Source organism: Vibrio fujianensis (assembly GCF_002749895.1).
GTDB classification, from domain to species: Bacteria; Pseudomonadota; Gammaproteobacteria; order Enterobacterales; family Vibrionaceae; genus Vibrio; species Vibrio fujianensis.
Genome location: NZ_NBUS01000039.1, coordinates 150,606 through 168,542, shown reverse-complemented (window position 1 = coordinate 168,542; position 17,937 = coordinate 150,606). Strand labels below are relative to the sequence as shown.

General features: G+C 37.9%; 17 protein-coding genes and 1 pseudogene. All 18 read left to right on the top strand.

What is annotated here, in order from left to right; genetic code table 11:
- The coding region (locus B7C60_RS17955; protein ID WP_245868615.1) for an SLBB domain-containing protein at positions 1–598 on the top strand (598 nt) is incomplete at its 5' end.
- Positions 599–754: 156 nt separating this feature from the next.
- Complete coding sequence (locus B7C60_RS05560; RefSeq protein ID WP_099610802.1) at positions 755–1,102, top strand: four helix bundle protein; 348 nt, start codon at positions 755–757, stop codon at positions 1,100–1,102.
- A 183-nt stretch (positions 1,103–1,285) separates the two neighbouring features.
- Positions 1,286–2,287: a Wzz/FepE/Etk N-terminal domain-containing protein gene (locus B7C60_RS05555; RefSeq protein ID WP_099610801.1), complete on the top strand. Its 1,002-nt coding sequence runs from the start codon at positions 1,286–1,288 to the stop codon at positions 2,285–2,287.
- A 73-nt stretch (positions 2,288–2,360) separates the two neighbouring features.
- A pseudogene (locus tag B7C60_RS05550) lies at positions 2,361–2,798 on the top strand (ISAs1 family transposase); the annotation flags it as partial.
- A 100-nt stretch (positions 2,799–2,898) separates the two neighbouring features.
- The gene (gene gmd, locus B7C60_RS05545; protein WP_099610800.1) at positions 2,899–4,017 is read left to right on the top strand and encodes a GDP-mannose 4,6-dehydratase; all 1,119 of its coding nucleotides are present in this window, start codon (positions 2,899–2,901) and stop codon (positions 4,015–4,017) included.
- Between the two features lie 4 nt (positions 4,018–4,021).
- Complete coding sequence (locus B7C60_RS05540; protein WP_099610799.1) at positions 4,022–4,948, top strand: GDP-L-fucose synthase family protein; 927 nt, start codon at positions 4,022–4,024, stop codon at positions 4,946–4,948.
- The gene (locus tag B7C60_RS05535; RefSeq protein ID WP_099610798.1) at positions 4,941–6,113 is read left to right on the top strand and encodes a DegT/DnrJ/EryC1/StrS family aminotransferase; all 1,173 of its coding nucleotides are present in this window, start codon (positions 4,941–4,943) and stop codon (positions 6,111–6,113) included. The genes B7C60_RS05540 and B7C60_RS05535 overlap by 8 nt, the downstream gene beginning before the upstream one ends.
- The gene (locus tag B7C60_RS05530; protein ID WP_099610797.1) at positions 6,113–6,598 is read left to right on the top strand and encodes a GDP-mannose mannosyl hydrolase; all 486 of its coding nucleotides are present in this window, start codon (positions 6,113–6,115) and stop codon (positions 6,596–6,598) included. The genes B7C60_RS05535 and B7C60_RS05530 overlap by 1 nt, the downstream gene beginning before the upstream one ends.
- A 56-nt stretch (positions 6,599–6,654) precedes the next feature.
- Positions 6,655–8,094, top strand: coding sequence for a lipopolysaccharide biosynthesis protein (locus tag B7C60_RS05525; RefSeq protein WP_099610796.1), 1,440 nt, complete (start codon positions 6,655–6,657; stop codon positions 8,092–8,094).
- A complete protein-coding gene (locus tag B7C60_RS05520) occupies positions 8,091–9,107 on the top strand; it encodes a glycosyltransferase family 10 domain-containing protein (RefSeq protein WP_099610795.1) in 1,017 nt (338 codons plus the stop codon). Before B7C60_RS05525 ends, B7C60_RS05520 begins: the two co-directional genes overlap by 4 nt.
- On the top strand, positions 9,107–10,120 hold the full coding sequence (locus tag B7C60_RS05515) for a CgeB family protein (protein WP_099610794.1): 1,014 nt from the start codon (positions 9,107–9,109) through the stop codon (positions 10,118–10,120). The genes B7C60_RS05520 and B7C60_RS05515 overlap by 1 nt, the downstream gene beginning before the upstream one ends.
- The gene (locus B7C60_RS05510; RefSeq protein WP_099610793.1) at positions 10,110–11,567 is read left to right on the top strand and encodes a hypothetical protein; all 1,458 of its coding nucleotides are present in this window, start codon (positions 10,110–10,112) and stop codon (positions 11,565–11,567) included. Before B7C60_RS05515 ends, B7C60_RS05510 begins: the two co-directional genes overlap by 11 nt.
- The gene (locus tag B7C60_RS05505; protein ID WP_099610792.1) at positions 11,564–12,577 is read left to right on the top strand and encodes a glycosyltransferase; all 1,014 of its coding nucleotides are present in this window, start codon (positions 11,564–11,566) and stop codon (positions 12,575–12,577) included. The genes B7C60_RS05510 and B7C60_RS05505 overlap by 4 nt, the downstream gene beginning before the upstream one ends.
- 2 nt (positions 12,578–12,579) lie before the next feature.
- Entirely contained in the window at positions 12,580–13,515 is a 936-nt protein-coding gene (locus B7C60_RS05500) for a glycosyltransferase family 2 protein (RefSeq protein ID WP_099610791.1), read from the top strand.
- A gap of 530 nt (positions 13,516–14,045) precedes the next feature.
- Positions 14,046–15,176, top strand: a complete 1,131-nt coding sequence (locus B7C60_RS05495) for an ISAs1 family transposase (RefSeq protein WP_099610790.1) — start codon at positions 14,046–14,048, stop codon at positions 15,174–15,176.
- A 135-nt stretch (positions 15,177–15,311) separates the two neighbouring features.
- Positions 15,312–16,466: a hypothetical protein gene (locus B7C60_RS05490; protein WP_099610789.1), complete on the top strand. Its 1,155-nt coding sequence runs from the start codon at positions 15,312–15,314 to the stop codon at positions 16,464–16,466.
- Positions 16,467–16,586: 120 nt separating this feature from the next.
- Complete coding sequence (locus B7C60_RS05485) at positions 16,587–17,717, top strand: ISAs1 family transposase (RefSeq protein WP_099610788.1); 1,131 nt, start codon at positions 16,587–16,589, stop codon at positions 17,715–17,717.
- Positions 17,714–17,937: asparagine synthase-related protein (locus B7C60_RS05480; RefSeq protein WP_245868612.1), on the top strand; the 224-nt coding region annotated here is incomplete at its 3' end. The genes B7C60_RS05485 and B7C60_RS05480, both read left to right, overlap by 4 nt.

Below are 17,937 nucleotides of genomic sequence, written 5' to 3'. Positions count from 1 at the left end.
TTTTACCCGTGAAGCGTTGCGCCAGCAAGAGCAAAAACTGCTCAGCCAATATGCTGCTGATATGCGTCGTGAAGTGGCGAAAAAAACCTTCAATGCCGATAGCCGTGTCTCGAATGTAATTAATGATCCAGATAAAACCCTCGCCTTTATTGAAGAAGCGACTAAACAGCGAGCATTAGGCCGCATGGTCGTTCAATTGGATCAAATTATTGATGGCTACGCGGGCGCTAACTTTATGCTCGAAGATGGTGACTTCTTATTTGTTCCGACCTATCGCAATACCGTTTCTATTATGGGTGAAGTACAAGTGGGAATTACTTACTTACTTGACCCAAGTTTAACGGTGGATGATTACATCAACAGAGCGGGCGGTATGAAAAAACAAGCCGATGATGACCGCATTTTTGTCGTACGTGCCGATGGTTCGGTATTTAAACCTAACACCGGTTTTTGGTTCGGCCGCCGTAATGAAGCATTAAAACCCGGCGATACCATCGTCGTCCCAGTCGATACCGACTACCGCGACGCACTTAACGTCTGGACCGCCGCCACACAAATCCTTTATCAAACCGGTGTAGCAGTGAATGCGTTGAAGTAATAGAAACGAGAGCGTTGCTAGCGCAACTTGCTAGAGCGGCCTAACGGCCTTCTAGAATCTATAACTACCTCTACGCTTTTATAGAATCTAGAATCTAGCATCTCGCAGTCGCGCAGCGACGCTCTAGCAGGGCTCTATATCTTATAAGGATCACCCATGCGCTTTGAACAACTGGATGTTTGGAAAAGAGCATCACGACTCTCATGTCAAATATATCAAATGACAGAGTCAGTCAGTAATTGGGGATTTAAAGACCAAATCACTCGTTCTGGACTTTCAGTTCCTTCTAATATTGCAGAGGGTGAAGAGCGCGAAACTCTAAAAGATCAAATTCGTTTTTTGTACTATGCCAAAGGTTCACTTGGTGAGTTAGTCACTCAACTTTATATCGGTATTGAGATTGGCTACTTAGATAAAGAACCGGCATTAGGTATGGTTCAAGAAGCAAAAGAATTAGCCAAAATTTTGGGCGCAATGATTAAACAAAAGCAAAGAAAGATGTAAGAACTAGAACTGCTAGAAATGAGAGCGTTGCTAACGCAACTTGCTAGAGCGGCCTAACGGCCTGCTAGAATCTATAACTGCTTTTACGCTTTCTATAGAATCTAGCTTCTCGCAGTCGCGCAGCGACGCTCTAGCAGGGCGAAGCCCGCTCTTTCTTCACCAGACCCTAAACCTGAAGAACCTATGAACACACAAATAACCCAAAACAATCCACCATACCAACCCGATGCGCAATTCGCGTCGCTGGCGCGACACGATGACGAAATCGACTTACGCGAACTCTTCATCGCCCTCTGGAAAGGCAAATGGATCATCATCGCCACCACCTTCATCTTTGCCGTGGGTGCCGTGTTATACGCTCTTAGCCAACCCAATATTTATAAATCAGATATTTTATTAGCCTCGGCACAAACTAGCAGCGGCAATAGTTTGGCAAAAATGGCTGGCCAGTTGGGAGGCTTAGCTGCCCTAGCGGGGGTAAACCTTGGCAGTGGTGAAGGTAGCCAAACCGAGCTTGCCGCGCAAGTGATTAAATCTCGCCAATTTATTCAACACTTTATTGAAAAGTACCATATTTTGGTTCCGCTCATGGCAACTAAAGGCTGGGATTTGACCACCAATCAATTGATTATTAATGATGCCGTGTATGATGAACAAACCCAAACTTGGTTGCGTGAACCACAAGGGCTACGCGGTGCAAAACCGACCGCGCAAGAAGCGCATGAAATGTTTGTTAAAAATATACTCACCGTTACTAGCGATAAAACCAGCGGCCTGTATACCGTGAGTGTTTCTCATTATTCCCCTTATATTGCTCAGCAGTGGGCGACCTGGTTAGTGGCAGAAATTAACCAAGTGATGCGTGAGCGCACCATTGCCGAAACCACCCAAAACCTCAATTACCTGCAAGAGCAGCTACAAAAAACCTCAGTGGCCGATATGCAAGCCACCTTCTATAAACTGATTGAAGAACAAACCAAGAGCCTGATGCTGGCTGAAGTGCAAGATGAGTTTGTCTTTAAAGTGGTTGACCCAGCCGTAGTACCAGAGCTAAAAGATAAACCGAAACGCGCGCTGATTTGTGTGCTAGGCACCTTACTCGGCGGCATGCTGGGCGTAGCGATGGTTTTGGTGCGCTTTGCGTTTAGGAAAGAAGATACTGAGGACCTAGGACCTAGGACCTAAGATCCCAAAACCTTTTTCAGGAAATAATCATGAAAATTCTTGTCACCGGTGGTGCTGGCTGTATGTCGAAGACCATGCCCGTGAGGAAACACGCTGTGCATTAGTCACGAATGAGTTGTCATTTTTAGGTGATTTAGAGCTTGAATGGCCAAATCTGAAAAGTGTTGGCATCATGGTCAACATGCGTAAAACAGAAGAGCGTGCGACAGAGCAAGATATGTCCGTTCGCTTCTACATCAGCTCGAAGAAACTCAGTGCGAAAGAGTTGCATGATGCAACGCGTTCTCACTGGGGAATTGAGTCGATGCACTGGCAACTTGATGTTACTTTTAGAGAAGATGAATGTCGCATTCGAGTCGATGATCGCGCAGAGGCTTTTTCAAGGATCAGGCAAGCCTGTTTGAACCTTTTAAAGCAAGAAACGAGCTTTAAGGGAGGCATTCAACGCAAACGAATGAAGTGTGCGATGGATGTAAACTACTTAAGCAAGGCTCTCGGAGCCCTTGAATGACAGGGATGTTCATGCGATTTCCGTGTGCTAGGAAGCTAGAATTGCTTAAAGTTTAATTATTAATCGAATTGTAAAATCAAATTAGAATGGAAACGAAACAATGAAGAAAAAAGCGCTTATCACCGGTGTAACCGGTCAAGACGGTTCTTACCTAGCCGAGTTCTTGTTAGCAAAAGGCTATGAAGTGCATGGTATTAAACGTCGTGCGTCTTCTTTTAACACTCAGCGTGTGGATCACATCTATCAAGATCCGCATGTGGATAATGCTAATTTCATTTTACATTATGGTGATTTGACTGATTCTTCGAACCTAACGCGCATTTTGCAAGAAGTGAAGCCAGATGAAGTGTACAACCTAGGCGCTCAGTCTCATGTGGCTGTGTCGTTTGAATCCCCTGAATACACAGCGGATGTGGATGCCATGGGCACACTGCGTTTGTTGGAAGCGATCCGTTTGCTAGGATTGGAGAAGACGACCAAGTTTTATCAAGCGTCGACGTCTGAGCTTTACGGTCTTGTGCAAGAAACTCCACAAAAAGAAACCACGCCATTTTATCCTCGCTCCCCTTATGCGGTGGCGAAAATGTACGCTTACTGGATCGTGGTGAATTACCGAGAATCCTATGGCATGTACGCGTGCAACGGTATTTTGTTTAACCATGAATCGCCACGTCGTGGTGAGACCTTTGTGACTCGTAAGGTTACCCGTGGTTTGGCGAACATTTCTCAAGGTTTGGAAAAGTGTTTATACATGGGAAACATGGATGCGCTACGTGACTGGGGCCATGCCAAAGACTATGTTCGTATGCAGTGGATGATGTTGCAACAAGATCAACCTGAAGACTTTGTTATCGCAACGGGTGTGCAATATTCCGTGCGTCAGTTTATTGAATGGTCTGCAAAAGAGTTGGGTGTGACGTTAACATTCGAAGGCCAAGGCGTGGATGAAAAAGGGATTGTTACGGCAATCGAAGGCGATAAAGCGCCAGCCCTGAAAGTCGGTGATGTGGTAGTACAGATCGACCCACGTTATTTCCGCCCTGCGGAAGTGGAAACCTTGTTAGGTGATCCAAGCAAAGCGAAACAGAAGCTAGGCTGGACACCAGAAATCACAGTACAAGAAATGTGCGCTGAGATGGTGATGGAAGATCTGAAAGTGGCGCAACGCCATGCGCTATTGAAGCTTCATGGACATGATGTACCTGTATCGGTAGAGTAAAAATATGAAGATTTTATTAACAGGGGCACGAGGCATGGTGGGGCAAAACATTTTGTCCCTAGCTGGTGAGTATGAGCATGAATTTTTGTCTCCCAGTAGTGCTCAGCTTAATCTTTTGGACAGTAACGCTGTTCATGATTATATCCGCATACATAAACCCGACATGGTGATCCATGCTGCAGGGATTGTGGGTGGGATTCAGGCCAATATGGCTGAGCCAGTGAAATTTTTGGTTGAGAATATGCAGATGGGATTAAATATTCTGACGGTTTCCAATGCGTGTGGTGTGAGTCAATTTCTGAATTTAAGCAGTTCTTGTATGTATCCGCGAGATGCACACAACCCCTTATCAGAAGAGTTGATTTTGAAGGGCGAGTTAGAGCCGACCAATGAAGGCTATGCGCTGGCGAAAGTCACCAGTACTCGTTTGTGCGAATACATTAGCAAAGAAAACCCAAGCCAAATCTATAAAACGATTATCCCGTGTAACTTGTATGGGCGCTTTGATAAGTTTGATCCTAATCATTCTCATATGATTCCCGCGGTGATTCGAAAAATACACGAAGCGAAAAAAGCGAACCTAGAAGAGATTGATATCTGGGGAGACGGTGAGGCGCGTCGTGAGTTCATGTACGCAGAGGATCTTGCAGAGTTTGTCTTCTATGCGATAGATCATTTTAAAGAGATGCCTCAAAACCTGAACGTTGGTTTGGGAACAGACTACACGATTAATGAGTATTACCAAGCGATTGCGAGCGTCATCGGTTACACAGGGCGTTTCAAGCATGACTTGAGCAAACCTGTCGGAATGAGGCAAAAGCTGATTGATGACACAAAACTCAAAGCGTTTGGCTGGTCTCACAGTACCAGCTTAGAAGCGGGTATCGAAAAAACCTATCAATTTTATTTAAACGAGTACGGTAATGATTAATTATTCTTTAGCAAGTAGCACTTGGGATCAAAATGAATACGCTGCGATTCAGAGAGTTATTGAATCTGATATGTTTACCATGGGTAAGGAAGTTGCGCAGTACGAAAAAGACTTTGCCACCTTTTTTGGTGCTCAATATGCGCTCATGGTGAGTTCCGGTTCGACCGCTAATTTACTGATGATTGCGGCGTTATTTTTTACGAAGAATGCTAAATACAAATTGAAGCGTGGCGATGAAGTGATCGTTCCTGCGGTATCTTGGTCAACAACGTATTTTCCGTTACAACAATACGGCTTAAAAGTGAAGTTTGTGGACATCGATCGCCAAACACTCAACATGGATTTAGATAAATTAGAAGCGGCAATAACCGATAACACGAGAGCGATTTTGTCTGTTAATTTGTTGGGCAATCCAAACGATTTTGCTCGAATGAAAGACATCATTGCTGATCGCGACATCTTTATATTAGAAGATAATTGCGAATCGATGGGAGCGACCATCAATGGTAAGCAAGCGGGTACCTTTGGTGTGATGGGCACGTTTAGTTCATTTTTCTCGCATCACATTGCGACGATGGAAGGTGGCTGTGTCGTGACAGACGACGAAGAGCTTTATCACATATTATTATGTATTCGTGCCCATGGCTGGACTCGTAACCTACCGAAGTTCAATAAGGTAACAGGTGAGAAGAGCGACGATGCGTTTGAAGAGTCGTTTAAATTTGTATTGCCTGGGTACAATGTTAGACCACTAGAAATGAGTGGAGCATTGGGTATCGAACAGCTGAAGAAGTTGCCAAACTTTATTGAAACACGTCGTAAAAATGCGGAGCTATTCCAGTCATTATTTGCGGATCACCCTTTCATAGAGATTCAAAAGGAAACGGGTGAGAGCAGCTGGTTTGGTTTTTCATTGATCCTGAAAGAGAACGCGCCGTATAGCCGAGCAGAGTTAGTGAAAAAACTCGTGGAAAATGGTATTGAATGTCGACCTATTGTCACAGGGAACTTCTTGAAGAATAAAGAAGTGTTGGAATTTTTTGATTATGAAGTAGCCGGCACACTAGAGGGTGCGGAATACCTTGATGAGAACGGGCTGTTTGTGGGTAATCATCAGAATGATATTGAAGCAGAAATAAAACTGTTAGCGAAAGTTTTAGTGTAATGTATTTAGAAAAAGAAGATTTTAGAGGTCTTGTTCAGCATGGTGTATTGTTTTCAATAGACCTAGTTGTACTGGATACTCAAAATCAAATATTAGTGGGGGAACGCGTTAACCGCCCGGCACAAGGTTACTGGTTTGTGCCGGGTGGAAGAGTGTACAAGAACGAAACTCTGATCAAAGCATTTGAGCGTATTTGTTTGGATGAATTAGGTCAGATTTTTTCTTATCAAGATGCAAAACCATTAGGGTTATACGATCATTTTTATAATGACAGTGTGTTTGGTGATGATATTTCGACACATTACATCAATGCGCCACATTTAATTGAATTATCTGAAAATACAACGCTAAAATTACCTTCTGAACAACATCGACATTATCGGTGGGTAAGGATAGGTGATCTGGCTTATGATGAATCCGTTCATTTTTACAGTAAAGTTTTTTTAGATGAGCTAAAAAAACGAATAGCTTTTACAATATTATGAAAAGCGTTATTTAAGTGATTTAAATTCTTAGTGATATTAATCGAGAGATTAAAAAAATGATAATTAATGCTTTTTACAGAGATTTTTTAATTCTTTCTATAGGTAAAGTGCTTCAGGTATTTATTGGACTGCTCACACTTCGATTAATTACCGAAATGTTGAGCGAGGAGCAGGTTGGTATTTACTATATTTTATTGACAGTTGTAAGTTTACTGGCATTTGGTTTTTTTAATCCACTTGGTCAATTTTATGGTAGATATTTAATTCACTGGCAGAGAAAGGCTGAACTAAAAACTGCAACAAATATCATGCTGATGTTAAGAGGTCTAACGATACCGTTTGCATTGTGCTTAGCTATCGTTGTCTTCTATATGTTTCGTTACGAACAATACTTTTCAATTGCTGAATACTCGGTGTTTATTGTTGTTTCGGTGATTGCCTTGATTCATGGTGTGCTTCTAAATGCTACCAACGTATTAGTAAGCCGAGTGAAATTTACAGTTTATGCTGTACTGACATTGTTTATAGGGTTGATTTTTTCAGTCATTTTTATCCAGTTTAAGCAAACTGCGATGGCTTGGATTTACGGGTTAGCGTTTTCACAGATTTTTTTTAGTGTTATTTTGTATAACATTATTACTTCTGAACAAGAGTTTTCAATTGTAAAAATGAAATCAGCCTTCAATAAACATTATATGAAAGGTGTTTTATTTTTTATTTTGCCAGTGACCATCACGTTATTATTGCAATGGGGGCAGAAAGCTTCTTTTCGTTTAATTGTTGAAGATTTATACTCCGCTCAAATATTGGCTTTCATCGCTGTTGGAATGACATTGAGCGGTGCAATTTTTTCAGCTCTTGAGAGCTTATCTACTCAGTTTTACATGCCGCTTTATTTGAAGAAAATTACCAATGCAGATCAGGTTATGCGAACCAAGGCATGGAATGAATTAGCCGATATTTTATTACCAGTTTACATTGCTGTGTTAATTTATGTGATTGCCTTAGCGCCTTATCTTGCGAAATTATTAGTGGCTGAAAAATTTCAAGACGCCTATATTTACGCAATGATTGGGGCTTTTATTGAATTTTTTAGGGTGATCACAAATCTTGTTTACTTGGTTTCGCAATCTGAAGTAAAAACAAAAAGTACCATTATGCCCTATCTGATTGGTTTTATGATGATGGTAATTGGCCTTTATTCTATTGATGTATCCAGATCGCCATGGATAGTGCCTGTCATATTAGCGTTATCCTATTTAACAACGCTTTCTATTATGTTTTATAACATGAAGAAGTTATTATCTATAAGGTTTGAATTTTTGAATCCTGCGATTACTTCATTACTAACATTACCGCTATTGGTCATGCATCTCCTATCAATTACTCCAACCTTATTCAACTCATTCCTGTTTTCTCTTTTAGGTGGTTTTTACCTACTCCTGATTCAATATCCTTTTTTGAAAACCAAAATTAAAAAAATGAGCGCCGTATGAAAAAAGCCTGTTTGGTAGTAAATGACTATATGCTTTGTAATAAAGTCTTTGATGAAAAAATATTTCGAGATAATATAAATTATAAGTATATAAAACTTAAAGAATTATTTTATGAAAGAGGTTATGATCTTTCAACCCAAGACATAAATTCAATATCAGACTCTGATGTTGTTATCTATGCCGCTGATATGCCAGAAAAACTACCGAAACATAATGAGGTTAAGAAATCTCATCTTATTATTTGGGAAAGTGAATTTATATCTCCAGAAAATTATAATAAGGTAAAACATAACTCATTTAATAAAATTTTTACTTGGCATGATGGGATTGTTGACGAGAAAAAATATTTCAAAATAAATTTTGTTCACCAATTCCCTAATTTTATCAATAAAAATATTAATAAAAAAAAGAAGCTTTGCACTCTAATTGCTGGTAATAAAAAACCCCCACATACCTCTGTTGGTGATCTTTATGCTGAGCGTGAAAAAGCTATAAGATGGTTTGAAAAAAATCACCCATCTGATTTTGATTTGTATGGGGTTGGATGGGATCGGTATCGTTTTTCCGGATCAAAAATAGTCCGAGCTTTAAATAGAGTTCCATTATTACCAACATGGACACAAAAGATTACAGGACGATCGTATCCATCATACAAAGGACCTATTGAACGAAAAAGACCAATTATGGAAAAATACAAATTTTCCATTTGTTACGAAAATGTTATGGGTGTTCCAGGGTACATCACCGAAAAAATATTTGATAGTTTTTTTTCTGGCTGTATTCCAGTTTACTGGGGCGCAAATAATATAGAAACATATATACCTGAGAATTGTTTTATTGATAAGCGGAAATTTCTTTCATACGAAGATTTATATAGTTATATGAAAGAAATGAGTGATGAAGAGTACATTGGATATATAAATAATATTCAAGCTTTTCTTAAGAGTGACTTGTCATCTCCGTTTAAGGCAGAAACTTTTGCTGAAAAGGTAGTGTCTGAGGTTTTAAACTAATGATTAAAAGAATATTGTATGTTGCTTTTAAATATGAGTACGGTAGAAAAGAAAACGGTTTCGCACTGAATTATAAAGCATGGTTTCATGGTTTTGAACAGTTGGGTTATTCTATTGAGGGAGTTTTTTTTGAGGACTATGATCATAAAATGCTTCAGACTAGAATTATTGAAGAGGCTATGAATAGTTCTATAGATATAGTATTTTTTATTCTTCAAAAAGATCAGGTTGACTTAGATACTTTAAAGTACTTAAGTGAAAATAATGTTTTTACTGTCGGTTTTTTTGGTGATGACCAATGGCGTTTCGATAATTGGACATCCATCTATGCTCCTTATTTTTCTGCGTGTATAACTTCTGATAAGTTTAGTATAAAAAAATATAAGGAAATAGGTCAAGGGAATATAATATATAGTCAGTGGGCTTCTTTAGAGCCCCAAAAATATCATTCAGCACCTTATAAGTACGATATAAGTTTTATTGGAAGTGCAAATCGTTATAGAAAATGGTTTATTAATTTTTTAGAGAAAAAAGGTATTCATGTTGAATGTTTTGGGTATGGCTGGAAAAATGGACGTGTGAGTTATGAAGATATGGAATTGATATTCCTACAGTCTAAAATTAACTTGAATATTTCAAATAGTATAAGTTTTGATTTTAGATTTATGATGAGTTCTTTTAGAAGTTTTTTATCTGTAGTGAAATCGTATTTAAAATATGACGGTAAGAATAGTAGTCAGACAAAGGCAAGAAATTTTGAAATACCTGTTCATGGTGGTTTTCAAATAACAGATTATGTGCCTACATTAGAAGAGTACTTCAAAATAGGTAAAGAAATTGTGTGTTATAATACTATTGATGAGGTTGAGAAACTGATTCGCTTTTATCTTATTAATGATTATGAAAGAGAGTGTATAAAAGAAGCAGGTACTAAAAGAGCACGTGAAAAGCATACATATAAGGCTAGGATCAAAAATTTCATGGTTAACATAGATAAAATATATGATAAGTAAAATTGGCATTTCAAAACTTATAGAGCCCCATTTTTTTAACGAGTTGGAATTTGAAAATTATAAGGTTCTAACATGTAATTCTCGTTCTTTGTTGACTAATACGCGTTTTGATCTTGCTTTTAAGTTGCTGTACCTTGAAATGATAGATAAAAATGTTTCTTTTTCGAAAGAAGCTTATAAAGAACACATACGTGCTTTTAGTTTAGGGGGGTTTAAAGAACCTGGTCAAGAAAGTAAGAACTCAATTGAAAAATTCTATGATGCTTTTTTTGAAACATTTAACGATATCAGCCTACACGGTTTTGATGCAACAAAGTCACTGATACCACTGTCTCACAATGGCTCTATCGCAAATGGTGCCCATCGTGTTGCTTCTGCAATAATTTTAGACAAAGATGTGAGTTGTGTTAAGCTACCTGTTTGCGATCATTTATATGATTATAAATTTTTTTATTCAAGAAGTGTAAGCTGTGATCTACTTGATATAGCTGCTACTAAGTTTGTTGAATATGCTGATAATGTATATATTGCATTTGTCTGGCCGACAGCTCAGGGGTTTGATGAAGAAATTGAAAGAATCATCCCAAATATTATTTATCGTAAAAACATTAAAATGACACCTAATGGCGCGCACAACCTATTATCACAAATATATTTTGGAGAACCTTGGTTAGGAACTGTAGAAAACAACTTCCGTGGTTCAAAAAATAAAGTTACTGAGTGTTTTAAAACATTTGACTTTGTGCGAGTCATTGCATTTCAAGCTGATAGTTTAGATTCTGTCCTACAAATAAAGGAAAATATTAGGCAGATATTTAATGTAGGCAAACATTCTATTCATATTACGGATACTAAAGATGAGGCTATCCGTATGGCAAGAATGATTTTTAATGATAATAGTATACATTTTTTAAATTATGCTTATCCTAATAAGTATAAATCCACACATGAAAAATTGGCAGAGTTTAAAAAATATATCGATGTTAATTGCATCGGTTCAGATGATATAATTCTTGACAGTGGCATGGTTCTTTCTATTTATGGTTTGCGCGAAGCGTCAGATATCGATTATTTATCTATTAAGTCTTTATCAGAATATAAAAATGAAGGATTGGAGTGTCATGATAAAGAATTGGAGTATCATGATGAAGAAAAAAATGAACTAATATACAATCCAAAATATTATTTTTATTTCAATGGGCTTAAATTTATTGCTTTTAATCAACTTTATCGAATGAAAAGTAATAGAGATGAAGTTAAAGATCGCAATGATTGCAAAATGATGGAAAGCCTGATTGAAAATAATCAGTACAAAAATGTAAAAGCCAAATTAAAACAGAGTATTTACTACGAAAAAATTAAGCTAAGAAAAAAAATCACATGTCTGTTGAAAAGTATAGGTCTATATGATTTAGTGAAAAAAATATATAAGGTGGTTTTAAAATGAGTTCACCAAAAATATCGGTTGTTATGTCTGTTTATAATGGTGAAAAATATCTTGGAGAAGCCATAGATAGTATTCTTAAGCAAACATTTTCTGATTTTGAATTTATTATCATTAATGACGGTTCGACTGATAAGACACTAGAGATAATAAAGTCATATATGAAGAAGGATGACCGTATTGTATTGGTTTCAAGAGAAAACAAAGGGCTAATAGTAAGCCTAAATGAAGGGTTAGATTTAGCTAAAGGACAATACATTGCTAGAATGGATGCAGATGATATTTCAATAAAGTCACGTTTTGAAAAGCAAATTGAGTTTTTAGATAGTAATCCAGATATTGGTGTATGTGGTACCTGGGTTGAAGTTTTTGGTGAGAACATAAAATCCAAAAAATGGAAAATGCCAACCCAAGATCCAGACTTAAAGGCAAAACTTACTTTCTCCGTACCTTTTGCACATCCTACTGTAATGATTAGAAAGAAAGTTATTGATAAATATAAAATTAATTATGATTTAGGTTATAAAGATGCCGAAGACTATAAATTTTGGGTCGATTTTTCAAAATATACACTTTTTTCTAATGTTCCTGAAATATTGTTGCGTTATAGGTATCATCAAGAGAGTATATCACGTGTAGCTGATAATAAAGAAAATAAAGAAAGATTTGAGATCATTTCAAAAATTCAAAATGAAGTGCTTACATCTATAGGGATTGTATTGACAAATGAAGGTGCGAAAAATCATTTCATTCTTTCACTTAATGAGCGTATTCTTAACAATGTAACAGATTGTGATGTGATAAGAGCGCATCTTTTAAAAATAAGTAGTTCTCAAATCGAAAGTAGCCAATTTGATTCTTCTGCTATAGAAAGGCTCATGTTAAAAAAATATTTTATTTATCTGATTTTATCGATAAGAAGAGATAAAGATCTGAGTTATCTAAAGATATTTGATTTAATGTTTTTAAAAGGTGCCTTTTTATTTTTAAAAGATAGAATGGAGCAGTTTTAATAATGACGCTTGATATCTCAGTTGTTATTCCTCTATATAATAAAAACTACTCTATTGTAAGATGTTTGAATTCTGTTTTATATCAAACTACTTTGCCCTTTGAAATAATTATTGTTAATGACGGTTCGACTGATGACAGTCTCGCTGTGCTAGATGACTACCTAAAAACTATCTCTGTGCGTGATGTTAATGTTATTGTTCATGATCAGCAGAATCAAGGTGTATCGGCTGCGCGTAACAATGGCATTGCTCTCGCTAAGTCAAATTACATTGCATTGTTGGATGCTGATGACGAATGGTACCCTGAGCATATTGAGAAAATGACCACGTTAATTGAAAAATATCCACGGTTGCCTGTTTATACCTGTAAACATGAAGTCTGTGAAAATGGTCGAAGTTTTACACCACCTCAAGTATTTAGTTCAGAGACGATTGATGTTGGTATAGTTGATAGTTATTTTAGCAGAGTAAAGCGCTATCAAGTAGTTAACAGCTCAAAAGTAGTTTTGTATAAACCTATTTTTGAAAGAGTGGACGGTTTTCCTGTTGGTGCAAAGTTATGTGAAGATTTATACTTGTGGGCTCGACTTGCAGAGATAGGTCGTTTTGCTTTTATCAATTACGTTGGAGTTAGAGTGCATCAAGAAACTGATATGAGTCGTAAAGCCAGGAGTTATTCTCAGCCTTATATACTTGAGTATTATTTTAACAATCCGGATAAAATTAATCCTGAGATTCAGGAGTATTTATGGAAGGTATATTCTAACCACTTAAGACTGTCAATTCTTAATGGTAATAGGAGTGAATTTTTATTACGCTGGAAATTTGGGCTCTATCGTTTTAAGCCAAAATCGTATTATTTGCTTTTTTATATTTTGATACCTACGAAATTAATGAATCTTTTGAAAAGAATTAGACGTCTCAGTAATGTGATTTAAACTGCTATATATTTTAACCAGTAAGTGTAGTTTTAAACGTAAATTTGTTGTGTCGCATTAGTCTTTACAATCCCCGGTGTCAGGATAGTTTTCTAGATATTTAATCGCCCTAAAATTCAATAATGGAGGGCCGAAGGAGGACACTATCCGAGATATTCCAAAAAAAGAAAAACTGCTATTCTCAAGAAAATGTTGCCGTTGAATAATAAAGCTATCTCGGAAGTTGCAGCCTAAGAACACATAAGCGAGGCAACGTTGTAAAATTGGTGTAGTGAACTACGTTACCTAGAGTAAGCCCTTGCTAGGATGACTCGAAATTACAAAAAACTGTATTGGCTTTTGAGCCAAGTTTCCGCACCAGGGAAATCGCATAAACATGCCCATTTTTAAAGGGACTTCATCAAATTAGAGTCTTCTAATTTACAAGGTATTTCTTTACCATTCATCACAATATTGGAAACTCACTAAGGATCAATTTGTAGATCATTCTGAGTGTTTTTTAATGGTTCTGTACTAAACGGAGCCAAATTATGACGACAATAACGAACCCATTTATGCATTTCGAAGTGATAAAAGATTACCGTCAAGCCGCTAAGGTAGAACACAAATTGTCAGACATTATTTTGTTGACGATTTGCGGTGTGCTCTCCGGCTTTGATACCTGGGAAGGTATCTGTGATTTTGGTGAAAGCCGAACCGATTTTCTTAAATCATTGGGTGATTTTGAGAATGGTATTCCGTCGTCAGATACCATCGCGCGCGTCATGGGGATGGTGAGCCCGTCAGCGATGCAAAAAGCGTTCATTCGTTGGATGAAAGATTGTCATCAAATCACAGATGGCGAAGTGGTTGCAATCGATGGTAAAACCGTTCGCGGCTCTTATAACAAATCTGAAGAACGCTCTGCAATTCATATGGTCAATGCATTTGCAACCGCGCAAGGGCTTTGTCTTGGTCAATCTAAGGTGAATGCAAAAACCAATGAAATCACAGAAATACCTAAGTTATTGGAATTGCTAAATATTTCTGGTTGCTTGGTGACAATTGATGCGATGGGTTGTCAAAGAAAAATCGCGCAAAAGATAATCGATAAAAATGCCGATTACTTACTTGCTGTAAAGGGAAACCAAGGCTCGTTAGAGAAAGCAATAGGTGAGTTTTATCGCCCTTCGATGTTGCAGGAGTTTGCAGAGGGCGACAGTTATGCGAGCCAAGAAAAAGGGCATGGCCGTGAGGAAACACGCTGTGCATTAGTCACGAATGAGTTGTCATTTTTAGGTGATTTAGAGCTTGAATGGCCAAATCTGAAAAGTGTCGGCATCATGGTCAACATGCGTAAAACAGAAGAGCGTGCGACAGAGCAAGATATGTCTGTTCGCTTCTACATCAGCTCGAAGAAACTCAGTGCGAAAGAGTTACATGATGCAACGCGTTCTCACTGGGGAATTGAGTCGATGCACTGGCAACTTGATGTTACTTTTAGAGAAGATGCATGTCGCATTCGAGTCGATGATCGCGCAGAGGCTTTTTCAAGGATCAGGCAGGTATGTTTGAACTTTTTAAAGCAAGAAACGAGCTTTAAGGGAGGCATTCAACGCAAACGAATGAAGTGTGCGATGGATGTAAACTACTTAAGCAAGGTTCTCGGAGCCCTTGAATGACGGGGATGTTCATGCGATTTCCGTGGCTGGGGATCACGGTCAAGACATATGTGACACTAAAAGCTGCAAATGATCGCTGGATCACACTATTTTAATTCATTAATTGGCTGCGGAATGACGGTTTGAGTACAAATAATGAAAATTAAATTGAAATACACCGTTGACAAAATTTGGTTGTCATACTTTTTTGTCAAATTTATATATATGCTATTTGCTCTCTTTGTGTATTCAAAAATGACTACTTTAGGAGATACTTATCGTTATTTAGAGGGTGTCGATGCCTTTTCTGCAACATTATGGCATGATTCTACTGCCTTAATGGATACGCTAGCCTATTCTTCTTCAGTGTTTTTAGGTTCTGTTCTTGGTAATTTGCCATTTTTGGTGCTTTCTATAATTGGTGTTTATTATCCGATAAGCCGTTTAGACTTAAAAAGAAATCAATTGATTTTCTTGCTGGCTTTATTGTCTCTGCCCAGCTTTGGTGTGTGGACGTCGATAGCTTCTAAAGAGGCAGTTGGTGTATTTTTCTTAGGAATTATTCTTGGTTTTATCATCGATTTTATTAAAAATAGACCTAACAAACAGTATTTTTTGTTCTCTTTTTGTGTCTATCTTTGTGTTATTTTTAAACCACAATATTTAATAGGTATTTCTGCACTCTTTACTTTTGTATTTTTTTCACGAAAGTTTGCTCTTCGTGGACTAGGAAAAACAGTGATCTTGATTCTGTTTTTTGTGATTTCTCTCTTTGCTCTTTATCTTTTTAGAAATGAGATAAATGAATTAAGCTTTATTATGCCTCGACATTTCAGTTTGGATGCGGGTTCTACTCGTGATAACACCATATGGGTGAATGATTTTGACGTATTTCGAAATGCCCCTTATGGTATGTTTATTGGTTTTTTTGGACCAACTTTTTCGGAGGCCTTATCTAAGCCCACACACTTATTAGTTTTCCTTGAAAGCGCTATTATTGTAGGTGTGTTTTTATATGCACTGCTGAAATTGTTATTGATATCCATTAACACAGGTCGTTTGAATGTTTATTTTGTTGGTATATTTTTAACCGTGAGTTTGTGGGTGCTCTTTGTACATTATCCATTTGGTGCTTTGAATCCTGGCTCTGCTATTCGCTATCGTGAAAATTTTTACGCTTTCTTGGTTATTTTGTTTTATTTTTGTTATACCGAAGTTAAGAAAAACTATTTTCACTATCGTCTTGAAAAGTACCGGCATCAGGGAAATCGCATGAACATGCGCAGTATTAAAGGGCTTTCGTCAAATTAGAGTCTTCTAATTTACAAGGTATTTCTTTAGCATTCATCACAATATTGGAAACTCATTAAGGATCAATTTGTAGATCATTTTGAGTTTTTTTAATGGTTCTGTACTAAACGGAGCCAAATTATGACGACAATAACGAACCCATTTATGCATTTCGAAGTGATAAAAGATTACCGTCAAGCCGCTAAGGTAGAACACAAATTGTCAGACATTATTTTGTTGACGATTTGCGGTGTGCTCTCCGGCTTTGATACCTGGGAAGGTATCTGTGATTTTGGTGAAAGCCGAACCGATTTTCTTAAATCATTGGGTGATTTTGAGAATGGTATTCCGTCGTCAGATACTATCGCGCGCGTTATGGGCATGATGAGCCCGTCAGCGATGCAAAAAGCGTTCATTAGTTGGATGAAAGATTGCCATCAAATCACAGATGGTGAAGTCATTGCCATTGATGGTAAAACCGTTCGCGGCTCTTATAACAAATCTGAAGAACGCTCTGCAATTCATATGGTCAATGCATTTGCAACCGCGCAAGGGCTTTGTCTTGGCCAATCTAAGGTGAATGAAAAAACCAATGAAATCACAGAAATACCGAAGTTATTGGAATTGCTAAATATTTCTGGTTGCTTGGTGACGATTTATGCTATGGGTTGTCAGAGAAAAATCGCGCAAAAGATAATCGATAAAAATGCCGATTACTTGCTTTCAGTTAAAGGCAACCAAGGTAAATTAGAAGAAGCCATCAATGATTTTTATCGCCCTTCGATGTTGCAGGAGTTTGCAGAGGGCGACAGTTATGCGAGCCAAGAAAAAGGGCATGGTCGTGAGGAAACACGCTGTGCATTAGTCACGCATGAGTTGTCATTTTTAGGTGATTTAGAGCTTGAATGGCCAAATCTGAAAAGTGTTGGCATCATGGTCGACATGCGTAAAACAGAAGAGCGTGCGACAGAGCAAGATATGTCTGTTCGCTTCTACATCAGCTCGAAGAAACTCAGTGCGAAAGAGTTGCATGATGCAACGCGTTCTCACTGGGGAATTGAGTCGATGCACTGGCAACTTGATGTTACTTTTAGAGAAGATGAATGTCGCATTCGAGTCGATGATCGCGCAGAGGCTTTTTCAAGGATCAGGCAGGTATGTTTGAACCTTTTAAAGCAAGAAACGAGCTTTAAGGGTGGCATTCAACGCAAACGAATGAAGTGTGCGATGGATGTAAATTACTTAAGCAAGGTTCTCGGAGCCCTTGAATGACGGGGATGTTCATGCGATTGCCGTGGGGAAAGTGGCTTTTACGAGAAGTACTGTATCGTTATGTACCTAAAAAATTAATTGAAAGGCCAAAAAAAGGGTTTAGTTTACCCATCGCTGAATGGTTGAGAGGACCGCTAAAAGATTGGGCGAATGTTTTGCTGGATTCTGATCGTATTGATAAAGAAGGCTTTTTGTCGTCTGAATTGGTTCAAAAGAAGTG